Below are 16360 nucleotides of genomic sequence, written 5' to 3'. Positions count from 1 at the left end.
CGTGTTTCAGCCCATATGTTTAGCCGGTTTACTAAACATTTGGTGCGCGGCGCTTGGCCACCGCTTCGATTTCGACCAGGGTATCGGGCGACGCCAGCGAGGCCACGCCGATGCCGGTCAGGGCCGGGCGCGGCAGGCCGAGATGCCGCACCAGGATCGGCGCCACCGTCTCCAGGTGCTCGCCGATCTCGCCGCGCACGTAGACGCGCAGCTGCAGGATCTGCTCGACCGAGGATCCGGCGGCCGCCAGCACCGCGATCAGGTTGCGCGCCGCGCCTTCGGTTTGCCCGGCCAGGGTGGTGTGCCTGACCTTGTACTCACGATCCCAGTCGACCTGGCCCGACACGAACACCAGGCCGGTTTCGTGATCGATGGTCGCGTGGGACAGGCCATGCGGGGCGCCGTCGTACAGCGCGGGCGGATTGATGCGTTCGATGCTCATGCGGTTTCCTTTGCTTTGAAAGGCGCCAGCTTAGGCATGCGCACCGGTCGCCGCAATCAAGCGCGGCTTGTAGCTGATACAAGAGTAGTCGATGCGAGGCGGGAGCCGACCCGCTCCAGCACCCAGGTGATGAAGGAATCGTTCTGCGCATTCGGATGGTGGGCGGCCACCACCTGATAGCCCGGCGGGTACTTGGGCAGCCCGATCTCGAATACTCCCTCGCAGGGCAGCAGGCGCGATGGCATGAACGCGACCAGGTCCGATCCCTTCAGGTATTCCAGCGCCATGAAGAAGGACGGCGCCGACGCCACGACCCGGCGCTGCAATCCCTGGCGCGCGAACCAGCCGTCGGCCGATCCCGTGAAACTGGCCATGCCCGGATTGGTGACGATGAAGTCGTGCTCCACCAGCTTTTCGAGCGACATGACGCCGCCGCCGGCCAGCGCGCGGTTGCCGGTGACGCAGCGGTACTGCTCGAGGAACAGGGGCTGCGTTACCAGCCCGGGCGCGACGTAACCGTCCACCGTGAAAATCAGGTCGATCTCGCCCTGGTGCAGCTTGCGGGTGAGGGCGCTGACCTCGATGTCGACCACCGCCACCTTCACCCTCGGCGCCTCGCACCGCAGCATGCGCACCAGGTCGGCCACGATCACCTTCTGGGTGTAGTCGGTGCCCGAGACCACCAGCGTGCGCTCGGCCTGCTCGGGCCGGACCTCGAAGGGCAGGGGAATGCCGTTCAGCTGCGCCAGCACCTGGCCGATGTGGGGCGCGATCAGCTTCGCATAGGGCGTCGGCGCCATGCCCTGGCCGGTGCGCACGAACAACGGGTCGCCCAGAATGGTGCGGATCTTCTTCAGCTGCAGGCTGACTGCCTGTTGCGAGACGTCCAGGTGCTCGGCCGCCGCCGAGATGGTGTCGAAGCGGTTCAGGGCGTCGAGCGTGCGCAGGTGGGTGATTTCGAGCTTGTCGATCATGAGGCTGCCAACATAAACGGCTATCCGGCTCGTGGCAAGTTGCCATGATTGAAATTCATCAAAATAAATGGACGAAATGACAATTTTTAAGGGAGGCTGCTCAAGATGACTGAGGCATGAAATTGCAAAAATTGCATCATGAAATCCTCACTCCTGCCCCCACTCCTGGCCCTGTCGCTGTGCTGCAGCCTGGCGCAAGCCGCCCCCGCAGAACATCAGGAATTCGAAGCCACCCTGCTCGCGCCGTTCCAGGCCGGCGCGGCCCAGGGGCGGACTTTCACCCTGCAGTTCGCCTATCCCGGCCTGGCGCGGACAGACACCGTCGACTGGCGGGTGGAACTGGTCCGGCCAGACGGCCGCGTCGCCCTGCGCTGGCGCGGCGCGGCGCCGTTCACGGGCAATGAAATGACGGTGGCCGTGCCCTGGTCCGGCCGCCTGGGATTGTCTCCGGCGCCGAGCGGCATCTACCGCGTCCGGCTGCGCGCGACCGTGCGCGGCGACGCCCATGAGCAAATCGAGCAGGACTGGCAGATCGCGGTCGGCGCGCCTCTGCTGCCTGCCATGCCGGCGTTTTCGCCGCTGCCGCGCGCCTTCGAGCCGGCGGCCGTTGCGGCGCCGGGCGCGCTGCCCTACACGGTCTATCTCGGCAACCTGCACAGCCAGACCAATCACAGCGACGGCGGCGCCGACATCGCGGAGTGCAAGGGCGCCCAGTCGCCACTGGAGTCGCCGCACGGCCCGATCGATGCCTTCGCCTATGCGCGCGGGCGCGGCCTCGGCATCCTGGTCGCCTCCGAACACAACCACATGTACGACGGCTCCGAAGGCAGCGCGCCGGACGCCGACCCCGCCGCCGCCAAGGCCCTGTACCGCGCCGGCCTGGAAAGCGCAGCGGGCTTCTCCAGGAAGCACCCGGATTTCCTCGCGGTGTACGGCCTGGAATGGGGCGTCATCAGCAACGGCGGCCATATCAACATCTTCAACAGCGACGAGCTGCTGGGCTGGGAGACCAATGCCAGGGGCGAGCTGATGGCCGACACGCGCACGCCCAAGGGCGACTACGCGGCGCTGTACACGCTGATGCGCGAGCGCGGCTGGGTGGGGCAGTTCAACCATCCGGCGCACTCGGGCCAGTTCCAGGTCGATGGCGTGCCGCTGGCCCATACCGAGGATGGCGGCGAAGCGATGGCGCTGTGCGAGGTGATGAACAGCACCGCCTTCTCGACCAACGTCAGCGAGACCGAGACCCGCCGCAGCAATTTCGAAGGCGCCTGCAACCGGCTGCTGGAGGCGGGCTATCGCCTGGCCTTCAGCACCAACCAGGACAACCACTGCGCCAACTGGGGCGCGTCGTTCACCAACCGCACCGGCGTGCTGCTGCCGAACGGCACGGCCCTGAACCGCGCGTCGTTCGTCGAGGCGCTCAAGGCGCGCCGCGTGTTCGCGACGATGGACAAGGATTCGCAGCTGGTCCTGACCGCGAACGGCCGCCTGATGGGCGAGCGCTTCACCAATCGCGGACCGCTCGCGCTGGTGGCGAACTTTGCCAGTTCAACCGGCCGGAAGGCGGCCTCGGTCGCGATCATGGAAGGCGTCCCGGGCCGCAAGGGCACGGTCACGCAGACGTCGGACCAGGCCGAGACGACCTTCACCCCGAGCCCGGGCGCCCACTTCTATTATGCGAAAGTGACCCAGGACGACGGCAACGTGCTGTGGTCGGCGCCGGTATGGGTCATGCAGGAAGACTAGAACCCCAGTCCTTCGCCCATCCCCAGCAGGGTCGCGATGCCGAGCACCGCGAAGATCAGCGCAGCGATGCCATGCACCAGCTTGAGCGGCACGCGGTTCGCGATGCGTTCGCCGAAGTACACGGCCGGCACGTTGGCCAGCATCATGCCGAAGGTGGTGCCGGCGACGATGGCGGCCATCGACTCGTAGCGCGCGGCCAGCGCCACGGTGGCGACCTGGGTCTTGTCGCCCATCTCGGCGACAAAAAAGGCGATCAGGGTGGTCAGGAACACGCCGTACTTCGCCAGCTGCGCTTCCTCGGCGTCGATCTCGTCCGGCGTCAATACCCAGGCGGCCATCCCCAGGAAGGACAGTCCCAGCACCCAGCGCATCACGCCGGGGCCCAGCAGCTCGCTGACGAGGGCGCCGACGGCGGCGGCGAAGGCGTGGTTGGCCACGGTCGCGACAAAAATGCCGAACACGATCGGCAGGGGGCGGCGAAAGCGCGCGGCGAGCAGGAAAGCCAGCAACTGGGTCTTGTCGCCGATCTCGGCGAGGCCCACGATGCCGGTCGAGACGAGAAAGGCGTCCATCAGTCGGATGAGCAAACAGCAGGAGGAAGGGCGCGATCATAGCAGAGGCGGCCCGGTCGCTGCGCCGCGGCATGCGTATTTATCCTGCGCGAAGGGGCGGGCGGCGCGCTTTCGCTGGCCTGGCCTGCATGCTATCCTGCACCCGCCTCGGCCTGCCGGGCCGACCTTCCCTGCGAGAGACCATGAACAAAAGCACCCTGCTGCGCGCGAGCACCGCAGCCCTCCTGAGCGCCTGGAGCGCCTACGCCTTCGCCCTCGATCCCCTCAGCTACGCCAGGTACGACCAGGTCAAGACCACGGCGCTGCACCTGGACCTGAAGGCCGACTTCGCGAAGAAAAGCCTGGATGGCTATGCCGAGCTGACCCTCGACTGGCTGGACAAGAAGGCGACCACGCTCGACCTGGATACGCGCGAGCTGACGATCTCGAAGATCGAGGCGCAGGATGCGAAAGGCGCCTGGCGCAAGGCCGACTACTCGCTCGGCAAGTTTGACGAAGAAAAGGGCCAGCCGCTGCACGTCAAGCTGCCGGGCCAGCAGAAGAAGGTGCGCATCCACTACCGCACCGCGCCGACCGCCACCGCGTTGCAATGGCTTCAGCCGGTGCAGACGATGTCGGGCAAGCACCCGTTCATGTTCAGCCAGTCGCAGGCGATCAATGCCCGCTCCTGGGTGCCAATCCAGGATACGCCGGCGGTGCGCTTCACCTACAGCGCGCGCATCGAGGCGCCGCAAGGCCTGCGCGTGGTGATGAGCGCCGATAACGACATGAAGGCCACCGGCAAGGGAGGCTGGAAGTTCAATATGCCGCAGCCGATTCCTTCCTACCTGCTGGCGATCGGCATCGGCGAGCTCGAAGCGCGCACGCTCGGCGGGCGCACCGGCGTCTACGCCGAGCCGCAACGCATCAAGGCGGCGGAGTACGAGCTGGCCGACACCGAAAAGATGGTGGAAGCGGCCGAGAAGCTGTACGGGCCGTATCGCTGGGGACGCTACGACATGCTGGTCCTGCCGCCGTCGTTCCCGATCGGCGGCATGGAAAACCCGCGCCTTACGTTTCTCACCCCGACCATGATCGCGGGCGACCGCAGCCTGGTCGACCTGATCGCCCACGAACTGGCGCACAGCTGGTCGGGCAACCTGGTGACCAACGCCTCGTGGAAGCACTGGTGGCTCAACGAAGGCTTCACCACCTACGTCACCACCCGCATCCTGGAGGAGATCTACGGCAAGGAAGTCGCCCTCATGAACCTGCAGCTGGAGCAGGAAGAGGCGCTGGAGATGCTGAAGGACCTGCCGCCGGCGAAGCAATCGCTGGTCTCGCGCCAGCCGGACACCTCGGCCGAATACTACCCGGACACCTCGCTGGCCTATCCGAAGGGCGCCTGGTTCCTGCACACGCTCGAGCAGCGCGCCGGCCGCGCCGCCTTCGACACCTTCCTGCGCGGCTGGTTCGACGGCCACGCCTTCCAGAGCGTGACCAACGACCAGTTCCTGGACTACCTGCGCAAGAACCTGTTGGCGAACAATCCGAAGATCATGAGCGAGGCCGAGCTGGACGAGTGGATCTACGGTCCCGGCATCCCGGCCAGCGCCCAGCGCGCGGTGTCGCAGCGCCTGGCGCAGCTGAATGCCGCGATCGACGGCTGGGTCAAAGGAACTGTCTCGACCGAGCAGCTCAAGGCCAGGGATTGGAACGCCGTCGAGTGGATGAAGTTCCTCAACGATATCGACAACAAGGCCGATGCGAAGAAGCTCGCGGAGCTGGACCGCGCCCATGACCTGGCCAATACGAAGAACAATGAAGTCGCGTTCCGCTTCTACCGCGCCTCGGTGCACGCCGGTTACCGCGCCGTGCGTCCGCAGCTCGAAGCCTTCCTGATGAGCGTGGGCCGCCAGAAGTTCGTGGTGCCGCTGTACGCGGCGCTGCGCGAAAAGCCGGAAGACCGTGCCTGGGCCGAAGGCATCTACAAGAAGGCGCGCGAGCGTTACCACCCGGAGACGCAATCGAGCGTCGACAAGACGATGGGCAAGCAATGATGATCATGAACCGACTCGCCGGCGTCGTAGTGCTTGCGCTCTGCAGCGTGGGCGCCGCAGTGGCGCAAACCGCCGCCGCGCCGACGGCCGCCGCAGCGGCGCCAGCCTATGACCTCGAAGCCGACGTCAACCGCGTCCTGAAAACCTTCGACGTCCCGGGCATCGCCATCGCCGTGGTCAAGGACGGCAAGGTCGTCGTCACCCAGGGCTTCGGCGTGCGCAAGCTGGGCGACCCGACGCCGGTCGACGGCAAGACCATCTTCGAGATCGCGTCCAACTCCAAGGCATTCACGGCGGCGGGGCTGGCGATGCTGGTCGACCAGGGCAAGCTGGAATGGGATGACCCGGTCATCAAGCACCTGCCGGACTTCCGCATGTACGATGCCTACGTGACGGCCGAGATGACGGTGCGCGACCTGCTCACCCACCGCAGCGGCCTGGGACTGGGCGCCGGTGACCTGATGTGGTGGCCGACCACCACCTTCAGCACCGACGAGATCATCCACAACCTCCGCTACATCAAGCCGGCGACGAGCTTCCGCAACAGCTACGCCTACGACAACCTGCTGTACATCGTGGCCGGCAAGATCATCGCCCGGAAATCCGGCAAAGACTGGGGCGCGACCATGCGCGAGTGGATCCTCGATCCCGTCGGCATGCAGGCCACCACCACCAGCCTGGACCAGCACAAGCCGGGCATGAACGTGTCGGCGCCGCACAGCAAGATCAATGGCAAGGCGGCGGTGGTCAAGCCGATGCCGGTGGCGAACGCGATCGGCGCGGTGGGCATCAACACCAATGCCGAGGACATCGCGCGCTGGATGAACGTGCTGCTCGACCAGGGCCGCGTGAAAACGGACGCCAGCGGCAAGGAAGTGCGCCTGTGGTCAGAGAAACAGGCGCGCGAGATGTGGACCGCGCAGACGCCGATGAAGATCAACGAGCCGCGTCCACCGCTGGCGGCGACCAAGCCGAACTTCTTCGCCTATGGCCTGGGCTTCCAGTTGCGCGACTACCAGGGCAAGCTGGTGGCGATGCACGGAGGTGCATTGCAGGGCTTCTATTCGCGCGTGCTGCTGGTGCCGGACGCCAAGCTGGGCATCGCGATCTTCACCAATGCCGAAAGCGGCCCGTCGCTCAATGCGCTGCAATACCGCCTGCTGGACCAGTACCTGGGCGTGGCGCCGACCGACTGGATCGGCCGCATCGCCGAGGTCGACCGCGAAGCGCGGGAAAAGGAAGAGGCGCGCGTGAAGGGCGAGAGCGCCAGCCGCGCCAAGGCCTCGAAGCCGTCGCTGCCGCTGTGGGACTACGAGGGCGAGTACGAGGACGCCTGGTATGGCAAGGCGATCGTCAAGCGCCAGGGCAGCAAGCTGGTGATGTCGTTCTCTCGCACCCCCGACCTGACTGGCGAGATGGAGCACTTCCAGCACGATACCTTCATCGTGCGCTGGAAGGAACGCAACTTCAACGCCGACGCCTACGCGACCTTCTCGCTGGATCATGACGGTTCGATCGAGCGGTTGCGGATGAAGCCGGTGTCGACCGAGACGGACTTTAGTTATGACTTCCAGGACTTGCTGTTCACGCCCGTGAAAAAGGCGAAGTAAGAGCAACGAAAAACGCCCGCGGATCCGCGGGCGTTTTTCATGGCGCGCGGGTAGTGAACCTTATTTGCGCTCCCACACCTTCATCATGTCTTCCGACCCCTGCGTCCTGATCCCGTTATCCGACAGGATGGACTCGGTCGCCGCCAGCGTCGCCTGGCGCGGCAGGATCATGGTCTCGCCGTAGCGCTGGTCGAAGCGCAGCACCACCTGGTCGTCCTTCAGGTCGCGCAGCAGTTCCACCAGGTGGCGCAGGCTGCGCACCTTCTCGCCGTTCACCGATTCGATCACCGAGCCGAAGCGGTTGTTGTAGCCGCTCACCAGCTTGTGCGGGAAGAACGGCGCGCTGATCACCACCAGCTCTTCGCGCTCGGGCGTCGGCGAATCGCCGCGCCGCGTGACCAGGGGGCTGGCGTTGAAGGCATAGGCGTTCATCCCCGGCGCGCTGCCGGCGACAAAGCTCATGAATTCGCTGGTGGCGCGCGAGAAGGTGATCGGGCCGTAGATGAAGTAGGACGGATAGCCGCCGTCCAGGTCCGAGATCAGGAGCGGACGCGGGCCGGTGGCCGGCACCTCGACCTTATTCTCCTTGCCGCCACGGATGATCGTCATGGGCACCTTGCCGTTCTTCGCCACCTGCTGGATGCGGTACTGGAAGCGCACGCGCAGGTTCGAGCCCAGCTTGACCATGCCCTGGTTGTCGACCGCGTATTCGCCGATATGGGTGATCACGTCCCACTCCTTCAGCGGCCAGCTGTCGTCGACCCGGTAGGGGCGGTGCACCACCGCGCCTTCGACCGATTTATCCAGCTTGAGGAACTGGCGCAGCGCCGGGTTTTCCAGCGTCTGCACGCTGTCGTGCAGCAGCGGCTTGCCGTCGTAGCGGCCGTCGGCCACGTCGCGCAGGAACAGTTCGATTTCCTCGTTGGGGATCACGTAGCCGATGTTCTGCGCGTTGGTCGCGCCGGCGAAAGCCAGGCCGACCATGCGCTCGCCCGACACCACCGGACCGCCGCTGTTGCCGGGATTGATCGGGGCGTCGATCTGGATCCGCAGGCCCGAGCTGAAGGCGCCGTAGTTGACGAACTCCACGCGCGAGACGATGCCGGTGGTGGTCGACAGCGAGTTGCCGCCGACCGGATAGCCGTAGGCGAACACCTGCTGGCGCACGTAGGGCAGCACGGGGGCGCGCGGCACCGGCGGACGCTTGTCGAAGAAGGACGGGTCTTCCAGTTCCAGCACGGCCAGGTCGATGCCGCGCGCCAGCGCGATCACCCTGGCCGCCACCTTGTCGCCGGACTGGCTGGCCTGCACCTCGACCTGGCTCGCATAGCCGACCACGTGGGCATTGGTCAGGATGCGCTTGCCCTCGATGATGACGCCGGAACCGGTGACCGAGGCTGGCGCCGCCTTGGTCCAGGGCTTGTAGGGTTCGGGGCGGCGGATCGTGGCGAAGATCTTCACCACCGAGTTCTCGACCGCGGGCAGGACCGGCGCGGGCACGGCGCTCTTGGCGGCGACTGGAGGAGCAATGGCGGGCGCCGGGACGGGTGCGGGAGCAGGCATGGCCTGGGCTTCAGGCGGCACGGTATCCTGGGCGTGCGCGGCGCCGCAGACGGCTAGGGCGAGGGCGGCCAGGCGCAATGTCGGCAGAGTCTTCATGGTTTCCTTCGGTTGGACGGTTCAGGATGCATCCGGAAGAATAACCACAGGCGACGCAAAAGGAAATACGAGAATCGTCGCGGAGGCGGCATGGCCTTCCTCCACGACGGGACCGACGTGCTTACTGCTTGACGAATTTGAGCGTCATGCGGTCGCTCTCGCCGATGGCGAGGTACTTCGCGCGGTCCTTGTCCTTGTTGGCCAGCACCGGCGGCAGCGTCCACACGCCTTTTTCATGGTCGGCGGTGTCCTTCGGATTGGCGTTCACCTCCGACTTGGCGGCCAGCTTGAAGCCGGCGCGTTCGGCCATGCGGATCACATACGCCTCGTGCATATAGCCGCTCGACGCCTTGGCATCCTGCTCCATCTTCGCCGGCAGGCGGTGCTCGACCACGCCCAGCACGCCGCCGGGTTTGAGCACCTTGTGCACTTCCTTCAGCGTGGTGAGCACTGCATCGTCGCCGCCACCCAGCCAGTTGTGCAGGTTGCGGAAGGTAAGCACCATGTCGGCGCTGTTCGGTGCGCCCAGCTCGTAGCGGGTCGGTGGCTCGAACAGGACCGGGGTGACCTTGCCGTAGACCTTGGCGTCGGTGGCCAGCTTGTCGCGGAATGCTTTGCCATAGCGGCTCTCGGCGGACGGCGCGGCGCCCAGCAGCTTGCCCTTATCGTGCAGGTAGGGCGCCAGGATCTCGGTATACCAGCCGCCCGACGGCGCCAGCTCGATCACCGTCATATCGGGCTTGATGCCGAAGAAGGTCAGGGTTTCATACGGGTGGCGGTAGGTGTCGCGGGCCTTGTTGGCGGCTGCGCGGTGTTCGCCGGCGATGGCGGATTTGAGGGCGTCGTCGGCATGCGCGGCGCCGGCGAGGCCGGTCGCCAGCATCGCGGCCAGGATCAGTCGTTTCATCGTGCGAAGTCTCCTTGGTGGATCGGACGGCCGGCGGTTCGCCGCCGTCAACCCGAAGATGATCGAACAGGCAACCTCCATAGTCAAGCGTTCCCCGCATATGCATATGCGTGGAATGTTCATCGTACAGACAGTGCCCTGCACAGGCAGAGAACGTTGCATTGCGGTGGCACAAAGATTGCCTATTCAAAACGCTAAGTCGATGCTATGGTTGAGAGGTTTGCCGCGTGGGCACACAGGCAAATCCAAAACAATAGCGATGTACATACAAGAGCGGCGCCGAGCTGTTTGCGGAACCGCTGCCCGGAAGTAGGTCATTCAGGAGAACACATGGAACGCCGTACCTTTCTCAATCTCAGCAGCCTGGCCGCCGCCTCGATGCTGCTGCCATTCGGTCGCGCGATCGCTGCCGAGGAACTGGTCAGCACGATGCCCGTCGCCGCCAAGAAGGCCCTGGCCGACGTGGCGCTGAACGCCGCCACCAAGGCCGGCGCCAGCTACGCCGACGTGCGCATCGGCCGCTACCTCAACCAGTTCATCACCACCCGCGACCTGAACGTCGAGAACGTGGCCAATACCGAATCGGCCGGCGTCGGCGTGCGCGTGATCGTGAACGGCGCCTACGGCTTCGCGGCGACCTCGGACATGTCGAACGACGGCATCGCCAACGCGGCGCGCCAGGCGGTGGCAATCGCCAAGGCCAATGCCAAGCTCCAGACCGAACCGGTGCAGCTCGCACCAGTCAAGGGCGTCGGTGAGGTGTCGTGGAGCACGCCGTACACCAAGGACTGGCGCACGGTGCCGATCGCTGAAAAGACCGACATGCTGATCGCCGCCAACAAGGCGGGCATGGAAGGCGGCGCCAACTTCATGCGCACGATGCTGTTCCAGGTGAACCAGCAGAAGTACTTCGCGTCGACCGACGGCTCGTACATCGACCAGGACGTGCATCGCCTGTGGGCGCCGCTGTCGGCCACCGCGGTCGACAAGGCCACCGGCAAGTTCCGCTCGCGCGACGGCCTGAGTTCCCCGGTGGGCAAGGGCTATGAATACTTCGACGCCCGTCCCGAACACAAGATCAAGGCCGCCGGCGGCGTCGCCACCCTGTATACCGACAGCTACGACATCGTCGAGGACGCGCGCGCCGCGGGCCGCGACGCCAAGCGCAAGCTGACCGCCAAGTCGGTCCAGCCGGGCAAGTACGACCTGATGCTGTCGCCGGAACACCTGTGGCTGACCATCCACGAGAACGTCGGCCACCCGACCGAACTCGATCGCGTGCTGGGCTACGAGGCCAACTACGCCGGCACCAGCTTCGCCACCCTGGACAAGCTGCAGTCGAAGAGCTTCAAGTACGGCGCGCCGATCGTCAACATCTTCGCCGACAAGACCACCCCGGGTTCGCTGGGCGCGATCGGTTACGACGACGAAGGCGTCAAGACCAAGCGCTGGGACATCATCAAGGACGGCATCCTGGTCAACTTCCAGGCCACGCGCGACCAGGCCCACATCATCGGCGAGAAGGAATCGCACGGCTGCTCGTACGCGGACGGTTGGAACACGGTGCAGTTCCAGCGCATGCCGAACGTGTCGCTGGCGCCGGGCAAGGCGCGCCTGACCCCGGACGAGATGGTCAAGGGCATCAAGAAGGGCATCTACATCATCGGCGACGGTTCGTTCTCGATCGACCAGCAGCGCTACAACTCGCAGTTCGGCGGCCAGCTGTTCTTCGAGATCAAGGACGGCAAGATCGGCCAGATGCTGGAAGACGTGGCCTATCAGTCGAACACCCAGGAATTCTGGGGCGGCTGCAGCGCCATCTGCGACGAGCGCGACTGGCGCATGGGCGGCTCCTTCTTCGACGGCAAGGGACAGCCGCCGCAGATCAGCATCGTCTCGCACGGTTCGTCGACCGCGCGCTTCAACGGCATCAACGTGATCAACACCGCTCGCAAGATCGGCTAAGGCAGGGACGCACATGAGCATCTTGACCCAGGAACAAACCAGGAAGATCAGCGACCGCGTGATGTCGCTGACCAAGGCCGACGAGTGCATCGTCAACATCGAAGGCAGCACCATCGGCAATATCCGCTTCGCGCGCAACGCCGTCTCGACCGCCGGCCTGGCCGACGACACCCGCATCCAGGTGCAGGTCGCCTTCGGCAAGAAGCAGGGCACGGCCACCATCAACGAATTCGACGACAAGTCGATCGAGCGCGCCGTGCGCCGCGCCGAAGACCTGGCGAAGCTGGCCCCGGACAATCCGGAATTCATCCCGGCGATCGCCAAGACCGCCTACAAGCCGTCCGACACCTTCGTCCAGAAGACCGCCGACATCGATCCGGAATACCGCGCGCAGGCCGCCGCCTACGCCATCGAGGGCTGCCGCAAGCGTGGCCTGGTCTCGGCCGGCTTCTTCACCGACCGCACCAGCTTCGAGACGATCGCCAACTCGAACGGCCTGTTCGGCCACCAGGTCGCGACCTCGCTCGACTTCACCCTGACCGTGCGCACCGAAGACGGTCGCGGTTCGGGCTGGGTCAAGCGCTCGGCGCGCGATGTGTCCAAGTTCGACCCGCGCGAAGCGGCCGAGATCGCGATCGAGAAGGCACTGCGCTCGGTTGACGCCAAGGCGCTCGAACCGGGCCGTTACACCGTGATCATGGAGCCGGCCGCGACGTCGGACCTGCTGTCCTTCATGCTGGGCGGCTTCGACGCGCGCCGCGCCGACGAAGGCCGCAGCTTCCTGTCGAAGGCCGGCGGCAAGAACCGCCTGGGCGACAAGCTGTTCGACAGCCAGGTCAATATCTGGTCCGATCCGTGGGACAAGGACGTCGCCGTGCTGCCGTGGGACGAGAACATGCTGCCGCGCGAACGCGTGGAGCTGGTCAAGGACGGCAAGATCAACGCCCTCGACTACTCGCGCTACTGGGCGCAGCAGAAGAAGCAGCGCGCGGTGGGCGCGGCCGGCAACATCATCATGGCCGGCACCAACAAGAGTACCGAAGAGCTGATCGCCAACACCAAGAAGGGCGTGCTGGTCACCCGCACCTGGTACATCCGCATGGTGGACCCGCAATCGGTGCTGCTGACCGGCCTGACCCGCGACGGCACCTTCTACGTCGAGAACGGCAAGATCAAGCATCCGATCAAGAACTTCCGCTTCAACGAAAGCCCGGTCTCGATGCTGAACAATATCGAGGAAATCGGCAGGCCGGCCGTGATCGGCGCCGATGAGGCGCGCTACTCGATGCTGATTCCGTCGATGAAGATCCGCGACTTCAACTTCACGTCGCTGTCGGACGCGGTCTGATCTGAACGTTAAAAAAATGTAGGGTGGACCGGGGCGCTCAGCTGGGTTTCCCGTCCACGCGGCCTCTCGTATCGAGGCGCCGCATTTGGAGGATACATGGAACGTCGTAAATTCCTGCAGATCGGCGCCGGCACTGCCGGCGCCATGCTCATTCCGGTCTTCGGCAACGCGATCGCGGCCGAAGACCTGCTCAAACCGATGGCGGCAAGCGCCAAGAAAGTCCTGGCCGATACCGCCATGGGCGCGGCCACACAGGCCGGCGCGTCGTATTGCGACGTGCGCATCGGCCGCTACCTGAACCAGTTCATCGTCACACGCGACCTGAACGTCGAAAGCATCAACAACACCGAATCGAGCGGCGTCGGCATTCGCGTGATCGCCGACGGCGCCTATGGCTTCGCCTCGACCAACAGCATGACCGCCGACGGCGTCGCCCAGGCCGCACGCCAGGCGGTGGCGATCGCCAAGGCCAACGCCAGGCTGCAACTGGAACCCGTGCGCCTGGCGCCGGTGAAGGGCGTCGGCGAAGTGGCCTGGGCCACGCCGATCAAGAAGGATTGGCGCACCTTGCCGGTCAAGGAAAAAGCCGACATGCTGATCGCCGCCAACAAGGCCGGCCTGGATGCGGGCGCGAACTTCATGACCGCCTCGCTGTTCCAGATCAACCAGCAAAAATACTTCGCATCGACCGACGGCTCCTACATCGACCAGGACGTGCACCGCCTGTGGGCCCCGATCAATGCCACCGCGGTCGACAAGGCCACCGGCAAGTTCCGTTCGCGCGGCGGCCTGGGCGCCCCGGCCTCGATGGGCTATGAATATTTCGACGCGCGCGCCGAAGACAAGGTGCGCGCCGCCGGCGGCGTCACCACGCTGTACACCAAGTCCTACGACATCGTCGAGGACGCGCGCCTGGCGGGCAAGCAGGCACGCGAAAAGCTCAGCGCCAAGTCGGTCGAGCCGGGCAAGTATGACCTGGTGCTCTCGCCCGAGCACCTGTTCCTGACCATCCACGAGAACGTCGGCCACCCGACGGAACTGGACCGCGTGCTCGGCTACGAAGCCAACTACGCCGGCACCAGTTTCGTGGGTCTCGACAAGTGGCAGAGCAAGAAATTCAAGCACGGCGCCGAGCGCGTCAATTTTGTCGCGGACCGCACGACACCGGGCTCGCTTGGCCTGATCGGCTACGACGACGAGGGCGTGCCGGCCAAGCAGTGGGACATCATCCGCGACGGCATCCTGGTCAACTACCAGGCCACGCGCGACCAGGCCCACATCATCGGCGAGAAGGAATCGCACGGCTGCTCGTATGCCGACAGCTGGAGCACTGTGCAGTTCCAGCGCATGCCGAACGTCTCGCTCGAGCCGGGCAAGGCGCGCCTGACGCCGGACGAGATGGTCAAGGACGTCAAGAAGGGCATCTATATCCTGGGCCGCGGCTCCTATTCGATCGACCAGCAGCGCTACAACTTCCAGTTCGGCGGCACGCTGTACTACGAGATCAAGAACGGCAAGATCACCGGCCCGCTCGAGGACGTGGCGTACCAGGCGAATACCCAGGAATTCTGGAATGCCTGCTCGGCCATCTGCGACGAGCGCGACTGGCGCATGGGCGGCTCCTTCTTCGACGGCAAGGGCCAGCCGAGCCAGGTGAGCGCGGTGTCGCACGGATCGAGCACCACCCGCTTCAACGGCATCAACGTCATCAATACCGCACGCAAGATCGGATAAGGAGACCAGGATGAAAGCCCTGAACCAGGAACAAGCCAAGAAAATCACCGATCGCGTCCTGTCGCTGTCGAAAGCCGACGAATGCACGGTATCGATCGAAGGCAGCCGCGTCGGCAACGTGCGCTTCGCGCGCAACAGCGTGTCGACCGCCGGCCTGACCGAAGACATGCAGCTGCAGGTACGCGTGGCCTTCGGCAAGCGCAGCGGCACCGCCGTGATCAACGAGTTCGACGACAAGTCGCTGGAAAAAGCGGTGCGCCGCGCCGAGGAGCTGGCCAGGCTGGCGCCCGAGAATCCGGAGTTCATGCCGGCCATCGCGAAGCAGGAATACCGCGCCACCACCACCTTCGTGCCGAAGACCGCGGCGATCGACCCGGACTTCCGGGCCGAGGTGGCGGCCACCTGCATCGAGCTGGCGCGCAAGAACAAGCTGGTCACCGCCGGCTTCTTCACCGACAGCACCCGCTTCGCCACCATGGCCAACTCGAACGGCGTGTTCGGCCACCAGGACTTCACCGACCTGTCGTTCAGCCTCACCGCGCGCACCGAAGACGGCCGCGGTTCGGGCTGGGTGACCCGCTCGGCGGTCGACGCCGCGCGCTTCGACGCGCGCGAGGCGGCCGAAGTGGCGATCGAGAAGGCGCTGCGTTCGGTCGAGGCGCGTGCGCTGGAACCGGGCCGCTACACCGTGATCCTGGAGCCGGCGGCGACCTCGGAAATCCTGGGCAATATGTTCAGCGCCTTCGACGCGCGCTCGGCCGACGAGGGCCGCAGCTTCCTGTCGAAGGCCGGCGGCAAGAACCGCCTGGGCGACAAGCTGTTCGACAGCCAGGTGAACATCTGGGCCGACCCGTGGGACAAGGACGTGCCGGTCGCGCCGTGGGACAACGAGTCGCTGCTGGCGCGCGAACGCACCCAGCTGGTCAAGGATGGCCGCGTCGCCTCGCTCGACTATTCGCGCTACTGGGCCCAGAAGACGGGCAAGCGCGCCACCGCGGGCCACGGCAACATGATCATGGCCGGCGGCACCAAGTCGCTGGAAGAGCTGATCGCGGGCACCAAGAAGGGCATCGTGGTCACCCGCACCTGGTATATCCGCATGGTCGATCCACAGTCGCTGCTACTCACGGGCCTGACCCGCGACGGCACCTTCTATGTCGAGAACGGCAAGATCAAGTACCCGCTCAAGAACTTCCGCTTCAACGAGAGCCCGGTCACGATCCTCAACAATATCGACGAACTGGGCAAGCCGCAGATCATCGGCGGCGACGAAGTGCCGTTCCAGATGGTGCTGCCGCCGATGAAGGTGCGCGACTTCAACTTCACCTCGCTGTCCGACGCGGTCTGACGGCTGCGAATCT

At 65.4% G+C, this 16360-nt stretch carries 12 protein-coding genes; 7 read left to right on the top strand and 5 right to left on the bottom strand.

Annotated elements, in window-relative coordinates; genetic code table 11:
* Positions 1-31: 31 nt before the first annotated feature.
* Together DIR46_RS12215 and DIR46_RS12210 are read right to left on the bottom strand one after the other, a co-directional pair.
* Entirely contained in the window at positions 32-442 is a 411-nt protein-coding gene (locus DIR46_RS12215; protein WP_109345458.1) for a RidA family protein, read from the bottom strand.
* Positions 443-498: 56 nt separating this feature from the next.
* Complete coding sequence (locus DIR46_RS12210) at positions 499-1416, bottom strand: LysR family transcriptional regulator (protein WP_109345457.1); 918 nt, start codon at positions 1414-1416, stop codon at positions 499-501.
* A 138-nt stretch (positions 1417-1554) separates the two neighbouring features.
* Between DIR46_RS12210 and DIR46_RS12205 the strand changes: the two genes are divergently transcribed.
* A complete protein-coding gene (locus DIR46_RS12205; protein ID WP_229446581.1) occupies positions 1555-3165 on the top strand; it encodes a CehA/McbA family metallohydrolase in 1611 nt (536 codons plus the stop codon).
* On the opposite strand, the gene DIR46_RS12200 is transcribed toward DIR46_RS12205, so the two are convergent.
* Complete coding sequence (locus tag DIR46_RS12200) at positions 3162-3737, bottom strand: TMEM165/GDT1 family protein (protein WP_109345456.1); 576 nt, start codon at positions 3735-3737, stop codon at positions 3162-3164. The genes DIR46_RS12205 and DIR46_RS12200 overlap by 4 nt on opposite strands.
* Positions 3738-3919: 182 nt before the next feature.
* Here DIR46_RS12200 and DIR46_RS12195 point away from each other — a divergent pair, with 182 nt between their 5' ends.
* Both DIR46_RS12195 and DIR46_RS12190 read left to right on the top strand, forming a co-directional pair.
* Positions 3920-5776 (top strand): M1 family metallopeptidase, encoded by a 1857-nt coding sequence (locus DIR46_RS12195; RefSeq protein ID WP_109345455.1) that lies wholly within the window; start codon positions 3920-3922, stop codon positions 5774-5776.
* Positions 5773-7386 (top strand): serine hydrolase, encoded by a 1614-nt coding sequence (locus DIR46_RS12190; RefSeq protein ID WP_109345454.1) that lies wholly within the window; start codon positions 5773-5775, stop codon positions 7384-7386. Before DIR46_RS12195 ends, DIR46_RS12190 begins: the two co-directional genes overlap by 4 nt.
* Before the next feature lie 60 nt (positions 7387-7446).
* Here DIR46_RS12190 and DIR46_RS12185 read toward each other — a convergent pair whose 3' ends face one another.
* Positions 7447-9045 (bottom strand): S1C family serine protease, encoded by a 1599-nt coding sequence (locus DIR46_RS12185; RefSeq protein WP_109345453.1) that lies wholly within the window; start codon positions 9043-9045, stop codon positions 7447-7449.
* A gap of 121 nt (positions 9046-9166) precedes the next feature.
* Complete coding sequence (locus DIR46_RS12180; protein ID WP_109345452.1) at positions 9167-9952, bottom strand: class I SAM-dependent methyltransferase; 786 nt, start codon at positions 9950-9952, stop codon at positions 9167-9169.
* A gap of 330 nt (positions 9953-10282) precedes the next feature.
* Between DIR46_RS12180 and DIR46_RS12175 the strand changes: the two genes are divergently transcribed.
* The 4 genes from DIR46_RS12175 to DIR46_RS12160 all read left to right on the top strand — a co-directional run bounded on the left by DIR46_RS12175 (position 10283) and on the right by DIR46_RS12160 (position 16347).
* Entirely contained in the window at positions 10283-11917 is a 1635-nt protein-coding gene (locus DIR46_RS12175) for a TldD/PmbA family protein (protein ID WP_109345451.1), read from the top strand.
* 13 nt (positions 11918-11930) lie between these two features.
* Positions 11931-13265, top strand: a complete 1335-nt coding sequence (locus tag DIR46_RS12170; RefSeq protein WP_109345450.1) for a TldD/PmbA family protein — start codon at positions 11931-11933, stop codon at positions 13263-13265.
* Positions 13266-13361: 96 nt separating this feature from the next.
* Complete coding sequence (locus DIR46_RS12165; RefSeq protein WP_109345449.1) at positions 13362-14999, top strand: TldD/PmbA family protein; 1638 nt, start codon at positions 13362-13364, stop codon at positions 14997-14999.
* A 10-nt stretch (positions 15000-15009) separates the two neighbouring features.
* Complete coding sequence (locus DIR46_RS12160) at positions 15010-16347, top strand: TldD/PmbA family protein (RefSeq protein ID WP_109345448.1); 1338 nt, start codon at positions 15010-15012, stop codon at positions 16345-16347.
* The last annotated feature ends 13 nt before the right edge of the window (positions 16348-16360 follow it).

The sequence above is a fragment of the Massilia oculi genome, from assembly GCF_003143515.1.
Taxonomy (GTDB): domain Bacteria; phylum Pseudomonadota; class Gammaproteobacteria; order Burkholderiales; family Burkholderiaceae_D; genus Telluria; species Telluria oculi.
The sequence above is the reverse complement of the archived record's forward strand: the minus strand, read 5'-3'. Positions and strand labels throughout refer to the sequence as shown.